Source organism: Arthrobacter sp. NPDC097144 (assembly GCF_044762205.1).
Classification (GTDB): domain Bacteria; phylum Actinomycetota; class Actinomycetes; order Actinomycetales; family Micrococcaceae; genus Arthrobacter_B.
On record NZ_JBIWDW010000004.1, the window covers coordinates 405,989 to 429,072 of the forward strand.

The 23,084-nt window shown below is 65.4% G+C and carries 19 protein-coding genes; 11 read left to right on the top strand and 8 right to left on the bottom strand.

The features are described 5' to 3' along the window. Positions 1-123 precede the first annotated feature (123 nt). Entirely contained in the window at positions 124-723 is a 600-nt protein-coding gene (locus ACIQXM_RS11810; protein ID WP_400931631.1) for a GDSL-type esterase/lipase family protein, read from the bottom strand. 64 nt (positions 724-787) lie between these two features. Continuing rightward, positions 788-4,621: a multifunctional oxoglutarate decarboxylase/oxoglutarate dehydrogenase thiamine pyrophosphate-binding subunit/dihydrolipoyllysine-residue succinyltransferase subunit gene (locus ACIQXM_RS11815; protein ID WP_400931633.1), complete on the bottom strand. Its 3,834-nt coding sequence runs from the start codon at positions 4,619-4,621 to the stop codon at positions 788-790. Between the two features lie 489 nt (positions 4,622-5,110). Between ACIQXM_RS11815 and ACIQXM_RS11820 the strand changes: the two genes are divergently transcribed. From ACIQXM_RS11820 to ACIQXM_RS11840, 5 genes are all read left to right on the top strand, one after another. Next, positions 5,111-6,544, top strand: coding sequence for a hemolysin family protein (locus ACIQXM_RS11820; RefSeq protein ID WP_400931635.1), 1,434 nt, complete (start codon positions 5,111-5,113; stop codon positions 6,542-6,544). Further along, on the top strand, positions 6,541-7,611 hold the full coding sequence (locus ACIQXM_RS11825) for a hemolysin family protein (RefSeq protein WP_400931637.1): 1,071 nt from the start codon (positions 6,541-6,543) through the stop codon (positions 7,609-7,611). The genes ACIQXM_RS11820 and ACIQXM_RS11825 overlap by 4 nt, the downstream gene beginning before the upstream one ends. Positions 7,612-7,741: 130 nt before the next feature. Continuing rightward, on the top strand, positions 7,742-8,728 hold the full coding sequence (locus ACIQXM_RS11830; RefSeq protein WP_400931639.1) for a metal ABC transporter solute-binding protein, Zn/Mn family: 987 nt from the start codon (positions 7,742-7,744) through the stop codon (positions 8,726-8,728). Then, complete coding sequence (locus tag ACIQXM_RS11835; RefSeq protein WP_400931641.1) at positions 8,725-9,540, top strand: metal ABC transporter ATP-binding protein; 816 nt, start codon at positions 8,725-8,727, stop codon at positions 9,538-9,540. Before ACIQXM_RS11830 ends, ACIQXM_RS11835 begins: the two co-directional genes overlap by 4 nt. Continuing rightward, positions 9,527-10,399 carry a metal ABC transporter permease gene (locus ACIQXM_RS11840; RefSeq protein ID WP_400931643.1) on the top strand — a complete coding sequence of 291 codons (873 nt, stop codon included), beginning with the start codon at positions 9,527-9,529 and terminating at the stop codon, positions 10,397-10,399. Before ACIQXM_RS11835 ends, ACIQXM_RS11840 begins: the two co-directional genes overlap by 14 nt. Before the next feature lie 19 nt (positions 10,400-10,418). On the opposite strand, the gene ACIQXM_RS11845 is transcribed toward ACIQXM_RS11840, so the two are convergent. Next, the gene (locus ACIQXM_RS11845; RefSeq protein ID WP_400931645.1) at positions 10,419-10,841 is read right to left on the bottom strand and encodes a Fur family transcriptional regulator; all 423 of its coding nucleotides are present in this window, start codon (positions 10,839-10,841) and stop codon (positions 10,419-10,421) included. Between the two features lie 197 nt (positions 10,842-11,038). Here ACIQXM_RS11845 and ACIQXM_RS11850 point away from each other — a divergent pair, with 197 nt between their 5' ends. From ACIQXM_RS11850 to ACIQXM_RS11860, 3 genes are all read left to right on the top strand, one after another. Continuing rightward, on the top strand, positions 11,039-11,740 hold the full coding sequence (locus tag ACIQXM_RS11850) for an MBL fold metallo-hydrolase (RefSeq protein WP_400931909.1): 702 nt from the start codon (positions 11,039-11,041) through the stop codon (positions 11,738-11,740). Further along, a complete protein-coding gene (locus ACIQXM_RS11855) occupies positions 11,737-12,609 on the top strand; it encodes a sulfurtransferase (RefSeq protein ID WP_400931647.1) in 873 nt (290 codons plus the stop codon). Before ACIQXM_RS11850 ends, ACIQXM_RS11855 begins: the two co-directional genes overlap by 4 nt. Before the next feature lie 132 nt (positions 12,610-12,741). Then, positions 12,742-13,170 (top strand): HIT family protein, encoded by a 429-nt coding sequence (locus ACIQXM_RS11860; RefSeq protein ID WP_400931649.1) that lies wholly within the window; start codon positions 12,742-12,744, stop codon positions 13,168-13,170. A gap of 44 nt (positions 13,171-13,214) precedes the next feature. Here ACIQXM_RS11860 and ACIQXM_RS11865 read toward each other — a convergent pair whose 3' ends face one another. From ACIQXM_RS11865 to ACIQXM_RS11875, 3 genes are all read right to left on the bottom strand, one after another. Then, entirely contained in the window at positions 13,215-14,201 is a 987-nt protein-coding gene (locus ACIQXM_RS11865; RefSeq protein WP_400931651.1) for a phosphotransferase family protein, read from the bottom strand. Between the two features lie 61 nt (positions 14,202-14,262). Continuing rightward, complete coding sequence (gene hrpA / locus ACIQXM_RS11870) at positions 14,263-18,198, bottom strand: ATP-dependent RNA helicase HrpA (protein WP_400931653.1); 3,936 nt, start codon at positions 18,196-18,198, stop codon at positions 14,263-14,265. Between the two features lie 13 nt (positions 18,199-18,211). Further along, positions 18,212-19,210, bottom strand: coding sequence for a helix-turn-helix transcriptional regulator (locus ACIQXM_RS11875; protein WP_400931655.1), 999 nt, complete (start codon positions 19,208-19,210; stop codon positions 18,212-18,214). Positions 19,211-19,318: 108 nt separating this feature from the next. Here ACIQXM_RS11875 and ACIQXM_RS11880 point away from each other — a divergent pair, with 108 nt between their 5' ends. From ACIQXM_RS11880 to ACIQXM_RS11890, 3 genes are all read left to right on the top strand, one after another. Then, entirely contained in the window at positions 19,319-19,921 is a 603-nt protein-coding gene (locus ACIQXM_RS11880) for a DinB family protein (RefSeq protein WP_400931657.1), read from the top strand. 123 nt (positions 19,922-20,044) lie between these two features. Beyond that, a complete protein-coding gene (fabG, locus tag ACIQXM_RS11885) occupies positions 20,045-20,818 on the top strand; it encodes a 3-oxoacyl-ACP reductase FabG (protein WP_400931659.1) in 774 nt (257 codons plus the stop codon). Between the two features lie 2 nt (positions 20,819-20,820). Then, on the top strand, positions 20,821-21,273 hold the full coding sequence (locus ACIQXM_RS11890) for a MaoC family dehydratase (RefSeq protein WP_400931661.1): 453 nt from the start codon (positions 20,821-20,823) through the stop codon (positions 21,271-21,273). 32 nt (positions 21,274-21,305) lie between these two features. Here the strand turns inward: ACIQXM_RS11890 and ACIQXM_RS11895 are convergent, their stop codons facing one another. Continuing rightward, the gene (locus ACIQXM_RS11895; RefSeq protein ID WP_400931663.1) at positions 21,306-22,280 is read right to left on the bottom strand and encodes an NADPH:quinone oxidoreductase family protein; all 975 of its coding nucleotides are present in this window, start codon (positions 22,278-22,280) and stop codon (positions 21,306-21,308) included. Then, positions 22,277-22,867, bottom strand: a complete 591-nt coding sequence (locus ACIQXM_RS11900) for a TetR/AcrR family transcriptional regulator (RefSeq protein ID WP_400931665.1) — start codon at positions 22,865-22,867, stop codon at positions 22,277-22,279. Before ACIQXM_RS11900 ends, ACIQXM_RS11895 begins: the two co-directional genes overlap by 4 nt. Between the last annotated feature and the right edge of the window lie 217 nt (positions 22,868-23,084).

The window sequence follows — 23,084 nt, forward strand, 5'->3', positions numbered from 1 at the left end:
ACTTTGCAAGGAATTGTGGCCGCAGCGTCTACCCGGGGAACAAGCGGTTCGTGAAGGAATACGTCTTAAAGTGCCGAGGGCCTCCGGCGTGTCGCCGGAGGCCCTCTTGATGCGCTTTTCTATTTAGTTCATGTCCGGCAGGTCAAGCCAGCGGTACCAGCCGCGGTGCAGCACAAGCCAGGCCATCAGGCCGTAGCCGGCCTGCCCGGGGGTGCCTCCGTTGGATGCCAGATCCGTGCGCCACTGCTCATGGTTCAGCAGGGGAGTGAGGGTGTCCACGTAGACGTGCTTCCGCCGGGTGGTCACATCGCCGAAGGCGGCCGAGAGATCCGACAGGCGCCGGTTTCGTTCCGCGTTCAACCCCGGAGGGGGCCCCACGACGAAGACCTTGATGCTCATCTGGGCTGCACCGTCCAGAATGTTGGCCAGGTTGAGCCGGCTTCGCGCCGTCGACAGGTCAAGGTCAAGGTCACGGTCCGAAAGGCCGATGACCAGACGGTTCTCGCAGCGGTCGTCGAAGCGGCGGCCGGCTTCCTGCAGCCAGCGGTTCGCCAGGGCCTCGGTCCCCTCCTGGGGCGCCGCCAGCGTATAGGCCTGGACATTCACGTTCTCGGGGGTGGTACGGGCCAGGACCCGGCCCAGCCAGCCCAGGGCGCGAGGGTCGCCGTGCCCGGCCAGCAGCTCGTCTCCGACGGCTGCAAGCCTGATTTTGCGTTGTTCCACTAGTCACCTTTTCCGGTCACAAAAAACGGGGTGGGGCGCCAGCAGCGCCCCACCCCAACTTAGCCTACTGGCGTTCGAAGGCCTTCTTGACGAGGATGTCCTGCTCTACCGCGTGCCGCTTGGCGGAGCCGGTTGCGGTGGAAGCAGACGCCGGCCGTGAAACCAGGCGCAGCGGCCGGTCCAGTTCGGCCGGAAGGTTCAGGCCGATGAACGGCCACGGACCCTGGTTCGCGGGCTCGTCCTGCGCCCAGACAACTTCGGCGTTCGGGTACTTGGAAACGGCAGCCTGGATTTCCGCGGCGGGCATCGGGTAGAGCTGCTCCACGCGGACAATCGCGGTCTTCTGGTCGCCGGTTTTTTGCCGGTTGGCCAACAGGTCGTAGTACAGGCGGCCGGAGACCAGCAGTACGCGGTCGACGGCGTTTGCGTCCAGGTCCGCGTGCTCCGGGATGACCGGCTGGAACGAACCCGAGGTGAAGTCTTCCACCGAGGTGGCAGCGGCCTTCAGGCGCAGCAGCTGCTTCGGGGTGAAGACGATCAGCGGCTTCCGCGGACGGCTGTAAGCCTGGCGGCGCAGCAGATGGAAGTGCGAAGCACCCGTGGAAGGGTTGGCAACAATCATGTTGTCTTCGGCGCACATCTGCAGGAAACGCTCGATCCGTGCGGATGAGTGGTCCGGGCCCTGGCCCTCGTAGCCGTGCGGAAGCATCAGCACCAGCGAGGAACGCTGGCCCCACTTCTGCTCGGCCGAAGAGATGAACTCATCAATGATGGTCTGGGCACCGTTGACGAAGTCGCCGAACTGGGCTTCCCAGAGCACGAGTGCGTCCGGGCGTTCCACCGAGTAGCCGTATTCGAAGCCCATGGCGGCGAATTCGGACAGCAGCGAATCGTAGATCCACAGCTTTGCCTGGTTGGGATCCAGTTCTGCCAGCGGCATCCATTCCTGGCCGGTGGCGCGGTCGTGGAAGACGGCGTGACGCTGGGTGAAGGTGCCGCGGCGTGAGTCCTGCCCGGCCAGGCGAACGGGAACGCCTTCCATGACGAGCGAACCAAACGCGGCGATTTCAGCGAAGCCCCAGTCGATGCCGCCTTCACGGGACATCTGCTCCCGCTTTTCCAGCAGGGCCTTGAGCTTGGGGTGCACGGTGAAGTTCTCGGGAACCGCTACGTGCGCCTTGCCGATGTGTGCCAGGACCTCTGCGGAGATGGCCGTGGACGCCGGGGACACGATGGTGCTGCCTTCCTGCTGGGACGACGGGCGTTCCAGGTCGGAGACGGCTTCGGTGTCCTTGGTGATGACCGGCAGGGGAGAGGTCTGCGCGGCGTGGGTTTCCGCGAAGACCCGCTCCAGGCGGCCCTGGTAGTCGCGCAGTGCCTGCTCTGCTTCTTCCTGGCTGATGTCGCCGCGTCCGATCAGGGACTCGGTGTACAGCTTGCGCACGGAGCGCTTGGCTTCAATCAGGGAGTACATCATCGGCTGCGTCATCGAGGGATCGTCGCCCTCGTTGTGTCCGCGGCGGCGGTAGCAGACCATGTCGATGACAACGTCCTTGTGGAAGCGCTGACGGTAGTCGTAGGCCAGCTGCGCAATGCGCACCACCTGCTCCGGATCGTCGCCGTTCACATGGAAGATGGGAGCCTGGACCATCTTGGCCACATCGGTGGAGTACACCGAGGAGCGCGATGATGTTGGCGAAGTGGTGAAGCCGACCTGGTTGTTCACCACTACGTGGATGGTTCCGCCGGTGCGGTAGCCGCGCAGCTGGGACAGGTTCAGCGTTTCCGCAACCACGCCCTGGCCCGCAAAGGCTGCGTCACCGTGGATGAGGATCGGCAGGACCGGGAAGTCATCGCCCTGGTCCAGGCGGTCCTGCTTGGCCCGCACGATGCCTTCGAGGACGGAGTCGCCGGCCTCAAGGTGGGACGGGTTGGCTGCCAGGTACACCTTGGTCTGGTTGCCGTTGTCCGAGGTGAAGGTGCCTTCGGTGCCAAGGTGGTACTTGACGTCGCCGGAGCCCTGCACACTGCGCGGATCCTGGGTTCCTTCAAATTCACGGAAGACCTGGGCGTAGGTCTTGCCCGCAATGTTGGTCAGCACGTTCAGGCGGCCGCGGTGGGCCATGCCGATGCCGACTTCGGCCATGCCGTCGTCTGCCGCACCGGAAATGACAGTGTCCAGCAGCGGAATCAGCGATTCGCCGCCTTCAAGGGAGAAGCGCTTCTGGCCAACGAACTTCGTCTGCAGGAAGGTCTCAAAAGCCTCAGCGGCGTTGAGCTTGCTGAGGATGCGCAGCTGCTCCTCGTTGGTCGGCTTGCTGTACTTGGTCTCCAGGCGCTCCTGGAACCACTCGCGCTCAACCGGATCCTGGATGTGCATGTACTCGATGCCCGCCGTACGGCAGTAGGCATCGCGCAGCACGCCGAGGATGTGGCGCAGCTTGAGCATCGGCTTGCCGCCGAAACCGCCGGTGGGCCATTCCCGGTCCAGGTCCCACAGGGTCAGGCCGTGGTTCAGGATGTCCAGGTCCGCGTGGCGGCGCTGGACGTATTCCAGCGGGTTTGTGTCCGCCATCAGGTGTCCGCGGACACGGTACGCATGGATCAGCTGCTGGATGCGTGCAACCTTGTTGATCTGCTCTTCAGGGTTGACCTGGATATCCGGGCTCCAGCGCACCGGCTCATACGGGATCCGCAGGGACTCGAAGATCTCGTCGTAGAAACCCTGCTCGCCAAGGAGCAGCTGGTGGATGATGCGCAGGAACTCGCCGCTGCCTGCACCCTGGATGACGCGGTGGTCATAGGTGGAGGTCAGGGTGATGATCTTGGAAATCGCATTGCGGGCCAGGATCTTCTCGTTGGAGCCCTGGAATTCCGCCGGGTAGTCGAGGGCGCCGGCACCAATGATGCAGGCCTGGCCCTTGGAGAGGCGGGGAACGGAGTGAACCGTTCCGATGCCGCCCGGGTTGGTCAGCGAAATGGTGGTGCCCTTGTAGTCGTCGGCAGTCAGCTTGCCGTCGCGGGCCTTCTTGACGAGGTCTTCATATGCATGCCAGAACTCCGAGAAGTTCAGCGTCTCGGCCTTCTTGATGTTCGGCACCACCAGGAGACGGGTGCCGTCCGGCTTGGGCATGTCGATGGCCAGGCCGAAGTTGACGTGCGCCGGCTGGACGGCAACGGGCTTGCCGTCCACGACGTCGTAGTACACATTCTGGGACGGGAACTGTGCGGCGGCGCGGATAATGGCGTAGCCGAGCAGGTGCGTGAAGGAGATCTTCCCGCCGCGGGCACGCTTGAGGTGGCTGTTGATGACAATGCGGTTGTCGATCAGCAGCTTGGCCGGAACGGCACGGACGGTGGTTGCCGTGGGAACGCTCAGGCTGAGGTCCATGTTGGTGGCAATGGCCTTGGCCGGGCCGCGCAGGACGTTGACCTTGTCTTCCTCGGTGGGAACACTGCTGGGCTGGGTCTTGGGCAGCTGCGCGGGAATCGGCGGGGTCTTGCTCTCCGCGGGTTCGCTCTTGGCCTGGGCAGGCTTGGCGTCCTTGGCTGCGGAGTTGGATGCAGCAGTTTCCTTGGCGACCGGCGGCTTGCCGGACTGCTGCGTAGATGCGGGGGACTCCCCGGAAGCCTTCGGCTTGGCGGACTCGGCCTGCACTACCGGAAGCTGGCGGGTCGCGGGGTTGGCTCCGGCCCGGCCTGCGGCCGCAGATCCGTTTCCGTTGGACGCTGCTGCGCCGGAAGCCTGGGCTTCCTCGTCCTTGAAGGAGTCGAAGATGCTCCACCACTTCTTGTCAACAGAGTTCTTGTCCTTCAGGTACTGCTCGTAGAGTTCATCGACAAGCCACTCGTTGCCGCCGAATTCTTCCGGCAGCCGGTGGTTGGATTGGTCTGGCACTGTTGATACGCCTCTTCCATGAGTTGCCTTTTGCCCTGTTTGGCACCATGTCTGAGGGCTTGCGCCGCAAAGCTCACTGGTGCGGCCCGGCCGGTGCGCTGTGACCGAGACTTCATGCCAGTCTAGTGACATTGCGGGACAACTGGCCAATTGGTTTGACATCCGGGGTGCCCGGGGAGCTATCGCATCCGCGCACCCGCTGCACGCGCGCACATTGCGCGGCGCCCGGTTTAGCTGCAGGGGTAACGGTGGCGCGCCATTGACGAACCTGTAAACTGAAAATCTCATGGACAGTTTCTCTAGGCGCCGGCCTGCGTCCCCGTCCGCACTTGCTGCGGACCGCACGCACAGAGCCGGCCACGCCCGAACCCAAACCCACAGCACCCCCGCCGCCGCATCGGAGCCTTCCAGTCCGGCCTCCGCTGATCACCCTCCGCCTGCCCCGCGCGCTGACTCCGGTTGTACCCGGGCCTCGGGGGGAAGACCCTGATGGAATGGCTTTACCTCGTCTTCGGCCTGCTGTTGATCCTGGGCACAGGCTTCTTCGTGGCAGTCGAGTTCTCACTGGTTGCCCTTGACCAACCCACGGTCCGCCGGGCCGTGGAAAACGGCGACAAAGGGGCCGAGCCCCTGCTGCGCTGCCTCACCTCCCTTTCCACCCAGCTTTCCAGCTGCCAGCTGGGCATCACCGTCACCACCCTGCTGACCGGCTTTGTCATGGAGCCGTCGGTGGGCAGGCTGCTGAAAACACCGCTGGCCGGACTGGGGCTCCCCACGGTTGCGGTGGATTCCGTATCCGTGGTTGCGGCAATGGTCCTCGCGACGTTCCTCTCCATGCTTCTGGGTGAATTGATCCCCAAGAACATGTCCATCTCGCTGCCCTTCCGGATGGGCCGCGCCCTGGCCCGTCCGCAGCTGGCCTTTACCGTGCTGTTCAAGCCGGCCATCGTGGTCCTGAACGGTTTCTCCAACAAGGTCCTGCACCTCTTTGGACTCGAAGCCAAGGAAGAAGTCTCCGGAGCACGCACTCCTGCGGAGCTTTCCTCCATGGTGCGGCGTTCAGCCGAGATGGGAACCCTGGACCAGGGGACGGCAAACTTCCTTTCCCGCACGTTTTCCTTTGCGGAACGCACCGCGGCAGATGTCATGACCCCCCGCATCCGGCTCGAAACCATCGATTCCGAACAGTCCGTTGCCGATGTCATTGAGGCAGCCCGACGCACCGGCTATTCCCGCTTCCCCGTGCTCGGCGATTCCCCGGATGACATCAGGGGCGTTGTCCACGTCAAGAAGGCCGTGGCCGTGCCGCGCAACCGCCGGGCAGACCTGCCGGCAGGTGCCATTATGAGCGAGGTCCTGCGGGTTCCCGAGACGGTGCACCTGGACAGCCTGTTGTCGGAACTGCGGAACGCCAACCTGCAGCTCGCAGTTGTCCTGGATGAGTGGGGCGGAACCGCCGGTGTTGCCACCCTTGAGGACCTGGTGGAGGAAATCGTCGGCGAAGTCTCGGATGAACATGACAAGATCAAGCCCGGCGTGCTGCAAAGCGCCGCCGGTGCCTGGTACTTCCCGGGCATCATGCGTCCCGATGAAGTCTCCCGCCTGGTGCCCCTGCTGCACATTCCCGATGAATCCGGCTACGAAACCGTAGGCGGTTACATCATGGCCGAACTGGGACGCATTGCCCGTACGGGTGACCGCGTGGAAACGGACGGCGGCCTGCTGGAAGTGGAGCGCATGGACGGACGGCGCATCGACCGCGTCAGTTTCATTCCCCAGGAGAACGACGACGATCCGGCGGCTGCCGATGAAAGCGCGCCGAAGGGGCGGGCATCGGCTGCTGCCGAGGATGCCGCCTCGAAGAATCCGGCCGTGGGCAACTCCGCCCTGAAAGACACCGCCGGCAGGGGGACCCAGCGATGACCGACGTGATGGGCATTTTTTGGCTGGTCCTGCTGTTGATCGGCAACGCCTTCTTTGTGGGCGGCGAGTTTGCTGTGATGTCCGCACGCCGAAGCCAGATTGAGCCGCTGGCTGATGCCGGCTCCAAACGTGCCAAAACCACGCTCTGGGCGATGGAACACGTGTCCCTGATGCTTGCCTGCGCACAGCTGGGCATCACGGTCTGTTCCCTGTTGATCCTCTCCGTGGCAGAACCCGCCATCCACCACCTCCTGGCCGCACCGCTGGAGGCCCTGGGGTTGCCGGTGGAGTTTGCCGAAGGAGCAGGGTTCCTTGTGGCACTGCTGATTGTCACCTTCCTGCACGTGACCTTTGGCGAGATGGTTCCGAAGAACATTTCGGTTTCCGTTGCCGACCGGGCCGTGCTGCTCCTGGCACCGCCCCTGGTCTTCATTTCGCGGGTCGTGCGGCCGGTCATCTTCAGCCTGAACTGGCTGGCCAACCACGCGCTGCGCGCCATGGGGATTACCCCCAAGGACGAGGTTGCCTCCGCCTTCACACTGGAGGAGATGCAGTCCATTGTGGAGGAATCCACGAAGCACGGGCTTGTTGCCGATGACTCCGGTGTTATTTCCGGAGCGCTGGAATTCTCCGGCCAGTCCGCCGGAACCGTGATGGTTCCGCTGGATGAGCTGGTCACCCTGCGCACCGACACCACGCCGGCGGAGTTCGAAAAGGCCGTGGGCCGGACGGGATTCTCGCGTTTCGTGCTGATGGATGAGCACGGAAACCTGACGGGCTACATGCACCTGAAGGACATCATGGCCATTCCCGCTGACGCCTACGACCGGCCGCTGACGGAGAACAAGGTCCGGACGCTGGCCAACCTGCGGCTGGATGACGGGATTGAAGATGCATTGGCAACGATGCAGCGCACGGGTTCGCATCTGGCCCGCGTACTTGGCCCGGACGGGCAGACCCGGGGCGTACTCTTCCTGGAGGACGTCATTGAGCAGCTCGTCGGTGAAATCCGCGACGCCACCCAGGCGCAGGGGTTCCGCCGTTCGGGGGAAAGCTACTCCGAATAGGAGTCCGGCGAGCCGCAGACCAAAGCTTAGATGCGAATGATTCGCGTTTAGGTTATGCTGAGGGGAGTTCCGTTCGCGGAGCTCCCCTTCTCCTTTTAACCCTCCTCGCGCGACAGGGATATCACCACTTATGCGACGACCGTCCGTTCGCCTGTCCGGCATGCTCCTGGCTGCCGGCGCCCTTGCCCTGACCGGTTGCACCGGAAACTCCGATTCCCCCGCCGGCGGAGGCGGGGAAGGGAAGCTGGACGTTGTTGCTTCCACCAATGTCTACGGAAACATCCTGGAGACCGTGGGCGGGGACAACATCAGCGTCACCGCCGTCATCAACCGCCCCAGCCAGGACCCGCATTCCTATGAAGCGACGGCGCGGGACAAGCTCGCCGTCTCCGAGGCGGATCTTGTGGTGCTCAACGGCGGCGGCTATGACACGTTCATGGAGCAGCTGGTTGCCGATGCGGGAATTGACAGCGCCGATGTCCTGAATGCGGTGGAGATTTCCGGGCTGGAAGGGCACGACGACGACGCCGCCGGCCACGACGACGCCGCCGCGGGCCACGAGGAAGACCACGACCACGGCGGTCACTCGCACGGTTCCTTCAACGAGCACGTTTGGTACAGCCCGGCGGCGATGGGACTGCTGGCCGAGGCCGCAGCCGAACGCCTGTCCACCCTGGATCCGGACAACGCAGAGGGGTACCGGGACAACGCCGCCACCTTTAACAGCGGTGTCGAAGACCTCCTGGCCGATTTGGACGCAGACAAAGCAGCGGCCGGCAACCGTGAGGTGGCGGTCACCGAACCCGTGCCGGAATACCTGTTTGAGGCTGCCGGACTGCACAACGTCACTCCTGCGGATTTCACCTCCGCCGTGGAGGAAGGGTCCGACGTTCCGCCGGCTGTGCTCAAGGAAATGCAGGACCTGCTGCGTTCAGGAGATATTGCCTTCCTGGCCTACAACACCCAAACCTCGACTTCGCAGACCGAAGCCGTCCGCGAGACCGCCGAGAATGCCGGTGTTCCCGTGCTGGACTTCTCCGAAACCCTTCCCGACGGGAAGGACTACCTGAGCTGGATGGGCGCCAACGTGGCCGCCATTGATGACGTGCTGCGATGACCCGTCCGGTGGTCCGGCTCCGGGACGCAGGACTGTCCTTCGGGTCCCGTACCCTGTGGGACGGCCTGAACCTGGATATCAACGCGGGGGAGTTCCTGGCTGTGCTGGGACCCAACGGGTCCGGAAAGACCAGCTTCCTGAAGGTGCTGCTCGGCCTGCAGCAGCTCTCTCAGGGCACCGTGGAGATCAACGGCGTGCCTGCCCGGCGGGGAAGCCGCGACATCGGCTACATCCCGCAGCAGAAGGCCTTCGGTCCGGGAACCCCGCTGCGCGCACGTGACCTTGTGGGTCTGGGTGTCGACGGCAACAAGTGGGGCCTGCGGCTGCACCGGGCACCCGTGCGGAAGCGGGTGGACGGACTTCTGGAACAGGTGGGTGCCACCCGGTACGCCAACGAACCGGTGGGCCTGCTCTCCGGCGGGGAACTCCAGCGGCTGCGTGCCGCACAGGCCCTGGCCACCGACCCCGATCTCCTCCTGTGCGACGAACCCCTGCTGTCCCTGGACCTGCACCACCAGCAGGCCATCAGCTCACTGATTGACGGGCGCTGCCACGAGCAGGGGTCGGCCGTTGTATTTGTCACCCATGAGATCAACCCGGTCATCGACTACGTGGACCGTGTGCTGTATCTGGCCGGGGGAACCTTCCGCACCGGAACGCCGTCGGAAGTGCTGCGGTCGGACGTGCTGTCGGAAATGTACGGAAGCCGCGTGGAAGTACTGCGCAGCCATGGACGCATTGTGGTCCTGGGCATCCCGGACGCGACCACCCATGTCCACGGCGAAAGCGAGGATGATCATGGACTTGAATGATCTGTTCTCCGCGGTCTTTGACTTCAGCGACTACGGGCAGCTTCTCCCGCTGGTCAGCAATTCCATTTGGGCGGCAGCGATCCTGGGCCTGGTGGGCGGCCTGATCGGAACTTTTGTCCTGATGCGGGACCTGGCTTTTGCCGTGCACGGCATAGCTGAGCTGTCCTTCGCCGGCGCCGCCTTCGCCCTGCTGATCGGCGCCAACGTGGTGATCGGTTCCCTGGCGGGCTCAGTCATTGCCGCGCTGCTGTTGGCCGTCATGGGGCTTAAGGCCCGGGACCGCAACTCCGTGACGGGCGTCATCATGCCGTTCGGGCTTGGCCTGGGCATCCTGTTCCTGGGGCTTTACGAGGGCAGGTCGGCCAACAAGTTCGGCCTGCTGACCGGGCAGATCGTCGCCGTCGACACCGTTCAGCTGAACCTTCTGGCGGGCACCGCCGTCGTCGTCATAGCCGGGCTGGTCCTGATCTGGCGCCCCCTGACCTTCGCCAGCACCGACCCCGAGCTGGCGGAGGCCCGCGGCGTGCCGGTGCGCGTGCTGTCCATTGTCTTCATGATTTTGCTGGGGCTTTCCGTGGCGCTGTCCATCCAGGTGGTGGGAGCCCTGCTGGTGCTGTCGCTGCTGATCACGCCGTCTGCCGCCGCCCTGCTGGTGACGTCCTCGCCGCGGCTGGTGGTGCTGCTCAGCGTGCTGTTTGCCGTGACCTCGGCGGTGGGCGGAATCCTGCTGGCGCTGGGCGGGCGGATCTCGATCAGCCCGTACATCACCACCATCTCGTTCCTGATCTACCTCATCTGCCGGCTGATCAAGCGGCTGCGGACCAAGGGACGGGTGAAGGCTGCGGCCGTCGCCGCCTAAGCCATCAGCGGCTGAACGCTCAGACGCTGCACTCGGGGCAAAGCCCGAAAATCTCCACGGTATGGGCAACATCGGTGAACCCGTACTGCGCACCAAGCCCGGCAGCCCAGGCCTCAACGGCCGGGGCCTCCACTTCCACGGCCTTGCCGCAGCGGCGGCACACCAGGTGATGGTGGTGGTGCTCCACTGCGCAGCGGCGGTACAGCGCCTCGCCGTCACTGTTGCGCAAGACGTCCACCTGGTTTTCCTCGGCCATGGACTGCAGGATGCGGTAGGTGGTGGCCAGCGAGACGCTGTCGCCGCGGTCATGCAGCAGGCGGTAAAGTTCCTGCGTGCTGACAAAATCGTCCAGCTCATCCAGGGTTCTGCCAACTGCAAGGCGCTGGCGTGTGACCCGCTGTTCCGGGGCCCGCTTGGCTTGCCGGGACGTCTCGGATGACATGCTCACTCCTTGGAACGGTAAGGCCGGAGCCGGATGGCAGAGTTGATCCCGGACCCGGTGTGCAGCAACTGAATCTGCGCAGCCGGTCCGGCGCCGCCGGTGCAGCTTCCAGATTATCGCACCCGGGACGCAACGCCCCTGCCGCGGCGCTGTCGGGTACCGGGACGATCCCGGTCCTGCGGGGTACTGTGACCCGTATGAAACTGACCAAGTACACCCATTCATGCGTGCGCCTGGAGCGGGACGGCAATGTCCTGGTACTGGATCCCGGCTCATTCTCCGAAGTTGAAGAGGCCCTGGACGGAGCATCCGCCGTCCTGATCACCCACGAGCATGCCGACCATCTGGACCAGGACCGGGTTTTGGCCCAGATGACGGCGAACACCGATGTGGTGCTTTATGCCCCGGCGGCCCTGGCTTCCCGGCTGCGTTCGGCGTCGGGCGCCGGCAGCGGAACGAACAACGGCACCAACACCGTGGCCGGCAGCAGCGTTGCAGACCGGATCCTCGATGTGGAGCCGAACAGCACCTTTACCGCGGCGGGCTTTGAGGTGCAGTCCTTCGGCGGCCAGCATGCCCTCATCCATCCGCTGGTGCCGATGGTGGCCAACATCGGCTACCTGATTGATGGGACGCTGTACCACCCGGGCGATTCATTCGTCATTCCCAACGGAGTGAACGTGCAGACCCTGCTGGTGCCCCTCCACGCACCCTGGTCCAAGGTGGGGGAGGTTATTGACTTTGTCATCGCCTCCGGGGCGGAGCGCGCCTATCCCATTCACGACGCGCTCCTGAACGAGGCCGGCCTGGGCCTCGCTGAGGGCCATGTCACGCGTTTCGGGGAGATGTACGGCACCGTGTACCAGCACCTGTCCAGCGGAGACTCGGTGCAGGTATGACCGGCCCGGTGATCGATGTCCCGGGGCTGCAGGAGCTGCTGGCCTCGGATGATCCGGTGGTCCTGCTGGACGTGCGGTGGGCCCTGGGCCATACCGACGGGCACAAGCAGTACCAGCGCGGTCACATTCCCGGGGCAGTGTTCGTGGACCTGGAAAAGGACCTGGCGGCGCCCTCCGGGTCCGGTTCCGCAGGACGTCACCCATTGCCGGACCGCGAGGATTTCCAGCGCACCGCTTGCCGCTGGGGCATCAACCCGGGGGACACCGTGGTGGCCTATGACGCCGTGGGCGGAACCTCGGCGGCCCGGGCCTGGTGGCTGCTGCGCCACGCGGGCCTGGATGCTGCGTACGTGCTCGACGGCGGCGTCGTCGCCTGGCACCGGGCGGGGCTGGCACTGGAGGGCGGGGACGTGGTGCCCGCCGAAGGCAGCGTCGAGCTGTCCTGGGGCCGGATGCCGGTGGTGGAAATGTGGGATGTTCCGGGCGTTGTTGCGGCCGGACGGCTTCTGGACGCGCGGGCAAAGGAACGTTACCGCGGCGACCGCGAACCTGTTGATCCCCGGGCCGGACACATTCCCGGAGCTTTCAACGCTCCCGCCGGAGACAACCTGACGGAGGAGGGAACCTTCCGCTCCCCGGAGGAGCTGCGGGCAGCCTATGAGGCCCTGGGAGTGCGCGGAGGCGCGCCCGTGGCGGTGTACTGCGGATCGGGCGTCAGCGCAGCCCATGACGTGGTGGCGCTGGAAGTTGCCGGTTACAAGGCGGCGCTCTATCCGGGGTCCTGGTCGCAGTGGTCATCCACGAAGGGTTCACCGGTGGCCGTTGGGCCGCAGCCCGGGGAATGGCCCGGCACGGGGAGAAAGCGATAGCGTCTAAGGATGATGACCGGCCGTCCAGTACCCCCGCCGCTGCACCTGCGGATTCCTGCCGATACGCAGGTTCCCGCAGGCGCAGCCGCCGGTTCCCCGCATCCGTCCACTTCTCCCGACCAAGGAGCCACCGTGCCCACTTTGTTCACCAAGATCATCAACGGCGAAATTCCCGGACGTTTTGTCTGGAAGGACGACGACGTGGCGGCGTTCCTGAGCATCGGTCCGCTGAGCGACGGCCACACCCTGGTGGTGCCCCGCCTGGAGGTCGACAAATGGACTGACGCTCCGGCGGACCTGCTGCAGAAACTGACCGCCGTTGCGCAGGCCATCGGCTCAGCGCAGATTGCCGCGTTCGGTTCCGAGCGGGCCGGGCTGAGCATTGCCGGGTTCGAAGTGGATCATCTGCACCTGCACGTGTGGCCCACCAATTCGCTGCAGGACTTCGACTTCAGCCGCGCGGATTCCAATCCGGACCCCGAGCGCATGGATGCCAATGCGGACAAGCTCCGCCAGGCGCTGCGCGACGCCGGGCACGGGGAGTTTGTACCCGAAGCGTAGCCCGCAGGGATTGCAGTTCCGTGCGGGCCGGGGCAACCCTCCCCTCAGGCCTGCTGCCGGCTGACGGCCCAGTTCCAGATGAGCTCGGCGGTGTAGCGGCCGTGGCTGCGCAGATGCGGGCTCGCCGCGACCTCCGGCTGCAGCCCCGAATGGATCATGTAATTGAGCAGCGCCGCCAGCCAGGCGTCAATGTATTCTGCCGGCACGTCACGGGTGAGCACTGAGCGCCTCAGCCAGGCATCGGCGTCGAGCCCGCCCCCGCGGGCATAGGGCAGCACCCCAACCCAGTCCGTCCACGCTGCACCCGTGCCCAGGAAATTCCAGTCGCAGATGAGCGCCCGGCCGGAGCTGATGAGGATGTTGTCCGGGCGCAGATCCCCGTGCAGGACGGCGTCCCCGGCCAGGGCTTCCGGGCACACATCCAGTGCGGACTGGAACAGGCGGGCCTGCCCGGCCTCCAGCTCCGGCAAGAACCACGGGCTGGGACCGCCGTCGGCGATCGGCGCGAACTGGGAGGGAACCTGCGCCATGTCCTCGGCCAGCGGGTTCCCGGCCAGCGCCGCCGGAAAGTGTGACAGCCGCTCGGCGACGCTGACGCAGGCGCTCTCCACCGCCGCAAGATCGGCTTCATTCCACGGTTGTCCCGGCATCCGGCCCTCCACAGCCTCATAGGCCAGCAGCTGCCAGTCCACGCCGTCCACCACATGGTGCTCCGCGAGGCGCAGGCGGGGTACGGGCATTGCCCCGGGCAGGAGGGGGACAACCCGGGACTCGCGCTCATAGGCCGGGTAAATGAGCGAATCCGAGGCCGGTGCCGCCTTGGCGAAAACCTGCCCGCCCGTTTCGCTGCCCAGTACGGCGGCGAAGCCGTTGGTGAACCCGCCGCCCGCGCTGCGGACCGAGACGATGCGTCCGCCGGCGTGGACCGCCAACCGTTCCCGCAGGACGTCGGGCAGCTCGGAAAAGGTGCGGCGGTTCGCGGTCCGGCGGTAATCCGGAACGGGGACGAGGGTCTGAGGCGGATGCGGCATGGCAACAGCCTAGCGGCGGAGGAGAGTGGCCGATTCTTCCCAAACCGGAGGGATTTGCTGCCTAGGACGGAGCCAGGGCTGCGTTCAGGGCCGTACGGATCCGCTTTTCCGAGACGGAGCGCACCGTGCCCAGCTCCTGGGCGAAGAAACTGATCCGCAGTTCCTCGATCATCCAGCGGACCTCGGTCAGCGCCGGCGGGGTTCCGGCGCCGGGCAGCAGGGCGGCAACGGCGTCGTCGTAGTCATCCTCCAGCGCCTGGATCACGGTCATCTGCTGGGCATCGCGCTGCACATTGGTGGGCAGTTTCTCGAGCCGGCGCTCAATACCGGCCAGGTAACGCGGCAGGTGGGTGAGCTGTGCATAGCCGGTGCGGGCCACGAACCCCGGGTAGACCAGGGAATCCAGCTGGGCACGGATGTCGTTCAGTGCGCTGATCAGGGCCAGCGACTGCGTTCCCTTGAGCGCCTTGGTGATCCGCCGCGTGCTGGACAGGATTTTCTCCACCGTGGCGGTCACGGTGAAGACGGTGTCGATCAGCTCGGCCCGGACCTTTTCATACAGCTCGTCGAACTCAGCCCGGGTCCACGGCAGCACCTCAGGCGTCAGCTTGTCCACGGCGGCCAGGGTGCAGTCCTCGATCAGGGCGGCCACCGAACCGTGCGGATTCTGGCTGAAGGTTAGTTTTTCGGTATTGCTCAGGTGCTCCAGCACGTACTTGGCCGGGCTGGGAACGCGCAGGACCAGCAGCCGGATAACGCCGCCGCGCATGGCAACTGCCTGTTCTCCGGCGCTCTGGAACATCCTCAGGCCGGCGGTTTTGCCTTCGTCCACGAGGGCCGGGTATCCGGTGACCGTGTGTCCGGCGACGAGCCGCTGCACCTGCTTCTCGACGGTGCCTACGCTCCACTCGGTCAGCCCGGACTGTTCGGCCATCGAGGGCCCGGAGGCAACCGTGTCCGGCGACACCGCACCGGAGCGCTGGCCCGGCCCGGCGTTTGCGCCCGGGTTGGAGGACTTTCCTCCGCGCTTGCCGGCACTCTTGGGCGTCACGGTTTTGGGGGTGGCGCCGAGGGATTCTGCAATGGCGCGCCGGGTGGCGGGCGCCAGGGATTCCTGCAGCGCAGCAAGGTCCTTGCCTTCGTCCAGGACCTTGCCGGAGCCGTCCACCACGCAGAAGCTCATGCGCAGGTGTTCGGGAACGGCGTCCCAGTTCCAGGAACCGGGCGGAATAATGTGACCCTTGAGCCGGCGCAGGGCCAGCTCCAGGGAGGGTTCCAGGGCGTCCGAGGCCGGATCGAAGTCAGCGGCCAGAGCAGCTGCGGCGGCCCGCGCCACGTCCGGCGCCGGAATGAAGTTCTTCCGGACGGCCTTGGGCAGGGACTTGATCAGCGCCGTGATGAGCTCGGCGCGCAGGCCCGGAATCTGCCACTTGAACGGTTCCGGATCTAGCTGGTTAAGAAACAGGACCGGGACCTCCACGCTGACGCCGTCGCCGGCTCCGGCAATGCCCGGGGAGAACTCATAGGACAGGGGCAGGTCAAAGTCCCCGTAGCGGAAGCTCTTCGGGAAATCATTCTCATCCAGGCCGGCGGCGTCGTCGGTGCGAAGGGCATCGGGATCAAAGTCCAGCAGGGCCGGGTTTTCATGCCGGGCGCTCTTCCACCACTTGTCGAAGTGCCGTTCCGAAACCACATCCTTGCCCACGCGCTCGTCGTAGAACTCGAACAGCGTCTCGTCATCCACGCGCAGGCCGCGGCGCCGGACCCGGTTTTCCAGCTCCTCCACTTCGGCGAGCAGCGCCTGGTTGCGGTGGAAGAACTTGTGGTGGGTCCGCCAGTCACCCTCCACCAGGGCATGGCGGATGAACATTTCACGGGACAGCTCGGGATCCACCCGGCCGTAGTTGATGCTGCGCTGCGGGATGACCGGGACACCGTAGAGGGTGACCTTCTCATACGCCATCACCGAGCCGCGGCTCTTGGACCAGTGCGGTTCGCTGTAGGAGCGCTTGATCAGGTGCGGAGCCACTTCCTCCACCCACAGCGGATCGAATTTGGCCGCGACCCGCGCCCACAGCCGGGAGGTTTCCACCAGTTCCGCGGCCATCACCCAGTCCGGAGACTTCTTGAACAGGGCCGAACCCGGGAAGACCGCAAAGCGGGTGCCGCGTGCACCGGCGTATTCGCGCTTGCGCTGGTCGTAGAGGCCAATGTGGCTGAGCAGGCCCGCGAGCAGGCTCATGTGGATTTCTTTGTCGTGGGCCACCGGGTCCACCGGGCCGGGGGAGAGCGTGATGCCCAGCGGCTTGGCGATCTGGCGCAGCTGCGCAAAGAGGTCCTGCCACTCCCGGATACGCAGATAGTTCAGGAACTCGTTCCTGCAGAGGCGGCGGAAGGCCGACGACGAGAGTTCCTTCTGTTTGTCCTGGAGGTAGCGCCAGAGGTTCAGGTACCCGGTGAAGTCCGAGTTCTCATCCACGAACCGCTTGTGGAGTTCGGCTGCTTTCTGGGCGCGTGCGGCGTCGTCCTTCGAAGGGCGTTCGCGCGGATCCTGGATGGTCAGCGCGGCCGTGAGCACCATGACTTCCTTGGCGCAGCCGCGGGCTCCGGCTTCCACGATCATCCGGCCCAGCCGGGGATCAACCGGCAGCTGGGAAAGTTTGCGGCCCACGGGGGTGATGCCGCCGGCCGGCTGCAGGGCGCCAAGTTCCTTCAGCAGGGTGGCGCCGTCGTTGATGGCCTTGGAATCCGGGGGCTGGACAAACGGGAAGTCCGCCACGTCCTTGGGTCCCTTGGCCACGCCCATGGCGGACATCTGCAGGATGACGGCGGCAAGGTTGGTGCGCAGGATCTCGGGGTCCGTGAACTCCGGACGGGCCTCAAAGTCCTCCTGCGAGTAAAGGCGGATGGCGATGCCGTCCGAGACACGGCCGCAGCGGCCCGAGCGCTGGTTGGCGGAGGCCTGGGAGATGCGCTCGATGGGCAGGCGCTGGACCTTGGTGCGGTGCGAATAGCGGGAGATACGCGCGGTGCCGGTGTCGATGACGTACTTGATGCCCGGCACGGTCAGGGACGTCTCAGCGACGTTGGTAGCCAGGATAATGCGCCGGTGCTTGCCGGGGTGGAAGACCTTGTGCTGGTCCGCCAGGGAGAGCCGTGCGTACAGGGGCAGGATCTCCGTGTTGGCCAGGCGCGGCACGCGCTGCACGGACGAGCGCAGGGCGTCGGCCGCGTCGCGGATTTCGCGCTCGCCGGAGAAGAAGATCAGGATGTCTCCGGGAGCTTCGCGGGAGAGTTCCTCGACGGCGTCGCAGACTGCGTCCACCGGGTCGCGGTCTTCTTCCAGCTCATCGTCGGCGTCTTCGTCGTCCGATCCGCCGTCCGCCGGCTGGTTGAGCGGACGGTAACGGATTTCCACGGGGAAGGTCCGCCCGGAAACTTCGATGATGGGCGCCGGCTTGCCGTCGGCCGCAAAGTGCTCGGCAAAGCGTTCCGGATCAATGGTGGCCGAGGTGATGATGACCTTCAGGTCCGGCCGTTCCGGCAGGAGCCTGCGCAGGTAACCCAGGATGAAGTCGATGTTCAGGCTGCGCTCATGGGCTTCATCAATGATGATGGTGCTGTATTTCTTCAGCTTGCGGTCGTGCTGGATTTCGGCCAGCAGGATGCCGTCCGTCATCAGTTTGACCTTAGTCTGCCGGCTGGTTTCGCCGGTGAAGCGCACCTGGTAGCCCACCTCCGCGCCGAGCTCGACGTCGAGCTCCTCCGCGATGCGCTCTGCCACCGTGCGTGCGGCCAGCCGCCGCGGCTGGGTGTGGCCGATCAGGCCCTTCTCCGCCAGCCCGAGTTCCAGGCACATCTTGGGGATCTGGGTGGTTTTGCCGGAACCGGTTTCGCCCGCGATGATCGTCACCTGGTTGGCGGCAATGGCCGCCATGATGTCTTCGCGGCGCTCCGAAACGGGCAGCTGGGCGGGGTAAGAAATAGTCAGTGCCATGATTGCTTCCAGTCTAATGGCTGGAGTCTCCCGCTTTTCCGTATTCCGCCGAGGGCTGGACATTGGCGGCCCGCTGAAGCAGAGCCGCCGCGGCCCGTGCCCGGTCCCGCATTTCAGCCGGAGCCAGGATCTCGAAATCGACACCCAGGGCAGCCAGGCGCATCAGGGGCAGGTCCAGGGAATCCCAGCCCCCGCGCAGGATGGTGTGCTCCCGGCCGTCGGCTTCCAGGGCGGCTGCCTCCGGCGGAATCCGATCCCGCAGTTCAGCCAGGGGAGCGGCCAGCCGCAGGACGACGTCGTACCGGTAGGGAAAGCGCGTAATGGAGTCCTGGACGTAGGCAGCCATGTCCTTTGCGGGCAGGGGGCGGGGAAAGAAGCGCTCGCGGATGGAGGGGATGCTCTGGCAGCGGTCCATCCGAAAGGTCCGCCAGTCCCGGCGCTCCAGGTCCCAGGCCGCGAGGTACCAGCGCCGGCCGGTGCTGACGAGCTTGTACGGCTCCACCAGGCGCCGTCCCTGTGCTGCTCCCGCCGCGGTGTACCGGAAGGCGACCACCCGCTTCTCGGCAATGGCGCCGGACAGCGCGGTCAGGGTTTGCGGATCCACAGTGGCGGCACTGCCGCCCAGAACGCTGACGGATTGGCGCAGGGCGGAGAACTTGGGCCGCAGCCGTCCCGGGAGCACCTGCTCGAGCTTGGCCAGGGCACGAACCGATGCCTCGCCGATTCCGGACACCGGTCCGGTGGCGACGGCGGTCAGCCCGAGCGCAACGGCGAGCGCTTCGTCATCGTCCAGCAGCAGGGGCGGAAGCTGGGCTCCGGAACCCAGCTGATAACCGCCGGCGATGCCCGGGGACGCCGAAATGGGATAGCCCAGGCTGCGCAGCTTGCTGATGTCGCGCCGTACCGTGCGCTCGGTGACGGTCATGCGGTCCGCCAGCGCAGCTCCCGTCCACTCGCGTCTCATCTGCAGCAGCGACAACAGGTGCAGCAATCTCGCTGACGTTTCCAACATGGTCCAAAAGTACCCCCGGATGCGGACAAAAGCTGTCCGCAACCGTTTTTAGGGTGATAAGCGGATGAAGGTCCGAAAAGAACACAACGAACAAGGACGGCGGGATTCATGGAACACGAGCAGGAGAAATCCAGGGGAGCCGGAGCGGAGACGCTGGATATTCCGCGGCTGCTGACTGGTCAGATGCAGTGGCACTGGGAAAACCAGGCCCGGCCGCGGCTGCAGGGACTGACTGATGACGAGTACTTCTGGGAACCCGTGCCGGAGGCTTGGAATGTCCGGCCGCGGAGAACTGGAACCGCCGGAATGCAGGGCGGGAGCGGGGATTTCACCATCGACTTTGAGTATCCGGAGCCGGTGCCGGCACCGGTGACCACCATTGCCTGGCGGATCGGGCACATCCTGGTGGGTGTGCTGGGTGCCCGCAACGCTTCTCATTTCGGCGGACCGGCGGTCAGCTATGAGGATTTTGACTATCCCGGGACGGCGGCCGAAGCCCTGGATCTGCTGGATGAGTATTACGGGACCTGGATCGGGTCGGTCTCAGCACTGGACGACGCAGCGCTCGCCGCTCCGGCGGGCGAGGCGGAGGGCCCCTGGGCGCAGGCGCAGATGGCGGAACTGGTTCTGCACATCCACCGCGAGATGATCCATCACCTGGCCGAGGTGGCACTGCTGCGGGATCTCTATGCGCACTGCGGGCAGGCCTAGCCGGTACTGAAGGCGCCGCGGCGCGAGGCTTGGGAGCAGGGCGGAGCGAATGCGTTGCGTGCGTACCGCCCGGTCGGTACGCTCAGCTCACGATATGACGCAGCACACTTCTGAGGGAGAGACATGACAGAGTCCCAGGCGCCCGCTGAACAGCGCACCGCCATCGTTACCGGTGCCGGACGCGGCATCGGTGCGGCCATTGCCGCGCGGCTCGCCGCCGACGGCCACCGCGTTGGAGTCATCGACCTGCGGGAAGAGGATACAGCCGCCACGGTGGACGCCATCAACAACTCCGGCGGGAAGGCCGTGGGCGTGGGTGCGGATGTGGCGGATGCCGGTGCCGTGGAAACAGCGGTCTCCCGGATTGCAGGGGAACTCGGTGCGCCGACCATCCTGGTCAACAATGCCGGTATCCTGCGCGACAACCTGCTTTTCAAGATGACGGACACCGACTGGGACGCCGTCATGGGCGTCCACCTGCGCGGAGCCTTCCTGATGAGCCGGGCAGTCCAGGCGCACCAGGTGAACCAGAAATGGGGGCGCGTCGTGAACCTCTCCAGCACATCGGCGCTGGGCAACCGCGGCCAGGCCAACTACGCCGCGGCCAAAGCCGGGCTGCAGGGCTTCACCAAGACCCTGGCCATTGAGCTGGGGCGGTACAACGTAACCGTCAACGCCATTGCACCGGGTTTCATCGAAACCGACATGACCCGGGCGACGGCGGAGCGGGTCGGAGTGCCGTTCGCTGACTTTGTCCAGCACGCCGTGGCGGAAATCCCGGTGGGCCGGGCCGGAAAACCGGCGGACATCGCGGCGGCGGCATCCTTCTTCATCCGGGAGGAAGCCTCCTTCATTTCCGGACAGGTGCTGTACGTCGCCGGCGGACCGAGGGCCTAGCAATGGCACACTTTACGTCGGTGCAGGAGCTGGAGGCAGCCGTTGGCCAACGGGAAACCAGCGGATGGATCACGATCGACCAGGACCGTATTCGCCGGTTTGCCGATGCCACCGATGACCAGCAGTGGATCCACACTGATCCCGAACGGGCCGCTGCCGGACCGTTCGGTGCTCCCATTGCGCACGGTTTCCTGGTGCTCTCGCTGCTGCCGGCGCTGGCCGCGGACCGGGTGAGCCTGGACGGAACCGTCATGGGCATCAACTACGGACTGGACCGCGTGCGGTTTCCCCACCCGGTGCCCGTGAACAGCCGGGTCCGGCTGGTCTCCGAGCTGGCCAAGGTCGAAGCCACGGCCCAGGGCATCCGCGTTGTCACCGGTGTCACGATCGAACTGGAAGGGGCTCAGAAGCCTGCCGTGGTTGCCGACTGGATCACCCTGTACGTGCTGGCCTAGATCACCGTTCTGTCCGGCTCCAGGTCCCGCCGCTAAAGGGTCAGCACCACCCGCCCTGCGGTCCTGCCCTCGCCGAGGCGCTGGATGGCATCAGGGGCGTTGCTGAACGGGACGGTTTCGGTGACCACCGGGCGGATCAGCCCTTTGTCGGCCAGGAGGGTGAGCTGTTCATGAACTTCGGCAACCAGCTCCGGAGCCTTCTTGGTGTAGAGCGCCCAGTGCAGTCCCAGGACTGAATAATTCTTGACCAGCGCGTGGTTCATTCGGGCGGTCTGCAGGGTCCCGCCGGCAAACCCGACGACGACTATCCGCCCCTCGAAGGCGATGCAGCGGGTGGAACGCTCAAAGGTTTCACCGCCCACCGGGTCGTAGACGACGTCCGCGCCGCGTCCGCCGGTGGCTTCCTTGACCACCTCGACGAAGTCTTCACTGGTCCGGTTGACCACTAGGTCAGCTCCGGCCTGCTCCGCTACCCGGCGTTTGGCTTCATTGCCCACGACCCCGATCACGGTGGCTCCGGCTGCCTTGCCCAGCTGCACCGCAGCCGTTCCCACACCTCCGGCTGCGGCGTGGACCAGCAGCGTCTCACCGGGGGCGATCCGTGCCCGCCGGTGCAGCCCGAAGTACCCCGTCTGGTAACCGATGCACAGTGCGGCGGCCTCGGCGTCGGACAGTGACTCCGGGGCCGGAAAGGCCGAGGCGGCGGGAACCACCACCTCTTCGGCCATGACGCCCAGATGGGTGGCACTGACGCGGTCCCCGAGGCGGAAGCCCGTGACGCCGTCGCCGATTCCCGTGACGGTGCCGCACAGTTCAATGCCGGGAACGAAGGGCAGTTCCGGCTTCTCCTGGTATTCCCCGCGGCACAGCAGCACATCGGGGAAGTTCAGGGCCACGGCGCGGGTCTTCAGCATCAGGGAGCCGGGCACGGGCACAGGGGAGGGCTGCTCGGTGAGCTGCAGTGCTTCCCGCGGCTCGGCAAGGGTAACGACGTTCCAGGCTTTCATTCTGCTGCTCCTTCAGGCGCTGCGGGCCGCAGCCCGGCGAGGTAGAGATCGGTCAAATGTTTGGCGACCTGCTGCTTGGTCAGGGCTCCGTCCGGCTGGTACCAGTACGAGAGGTAGTGCGGGTTGGCGAAGAAATTGGCCACGAGGACGGCGGTGGGGATGTCGCTGCGGAAAACCCCCTCGGCCCGGCCGCGGGCGATCAGCGCTGCAAACACCTCGTTGTACCGGCGGCGGCGGGTCTTTACCTCTTCCATCCGATCGGGGCTGAGCATGTGCTGGGACCGGAAGAAAACGGCACCTTCACGGATCCACTCGATGGAAGTAATGATGACGTCCTCGCAAACGGTCCGGACGGTCTCTTCCAGCGGAAGATCCCGGCCGGCGATCTCTTCGAGGTTGCGCTGCTGCAGGGTGAGGAGGCGGTCATAAATATCGAAGAGCAGGTCATCCTTCGAATTGAAGTAATGGTAGAGCGCACCCTTGGTGACCCCCGCGGCGTCAACAATCTGCTGCACACTGGTGTTGGCATAGCCCTGGGCGGCAAAGAGGTCCACGGAAACGCGGGCCAGCTCCTCTTTGATGTTCATGGTTTTCATGCGTCGGTATACCGTGTTTCTCATGGTGTCGGTATCTGCGGAGGTACCTGTCCGAGAGGCTCGGTGAGGAACCGACCGGTTGGTATGCCGCTCACCATACCGCTGACAGGCCCGCTCCGCGCAAGAGTTCCGGTGAAAAACCGCAAACAGCAGTATCCGCAAGGACCTGCCCCGAACGGTGTCTGGGTGTCTGCGAGTATTTCGCCGG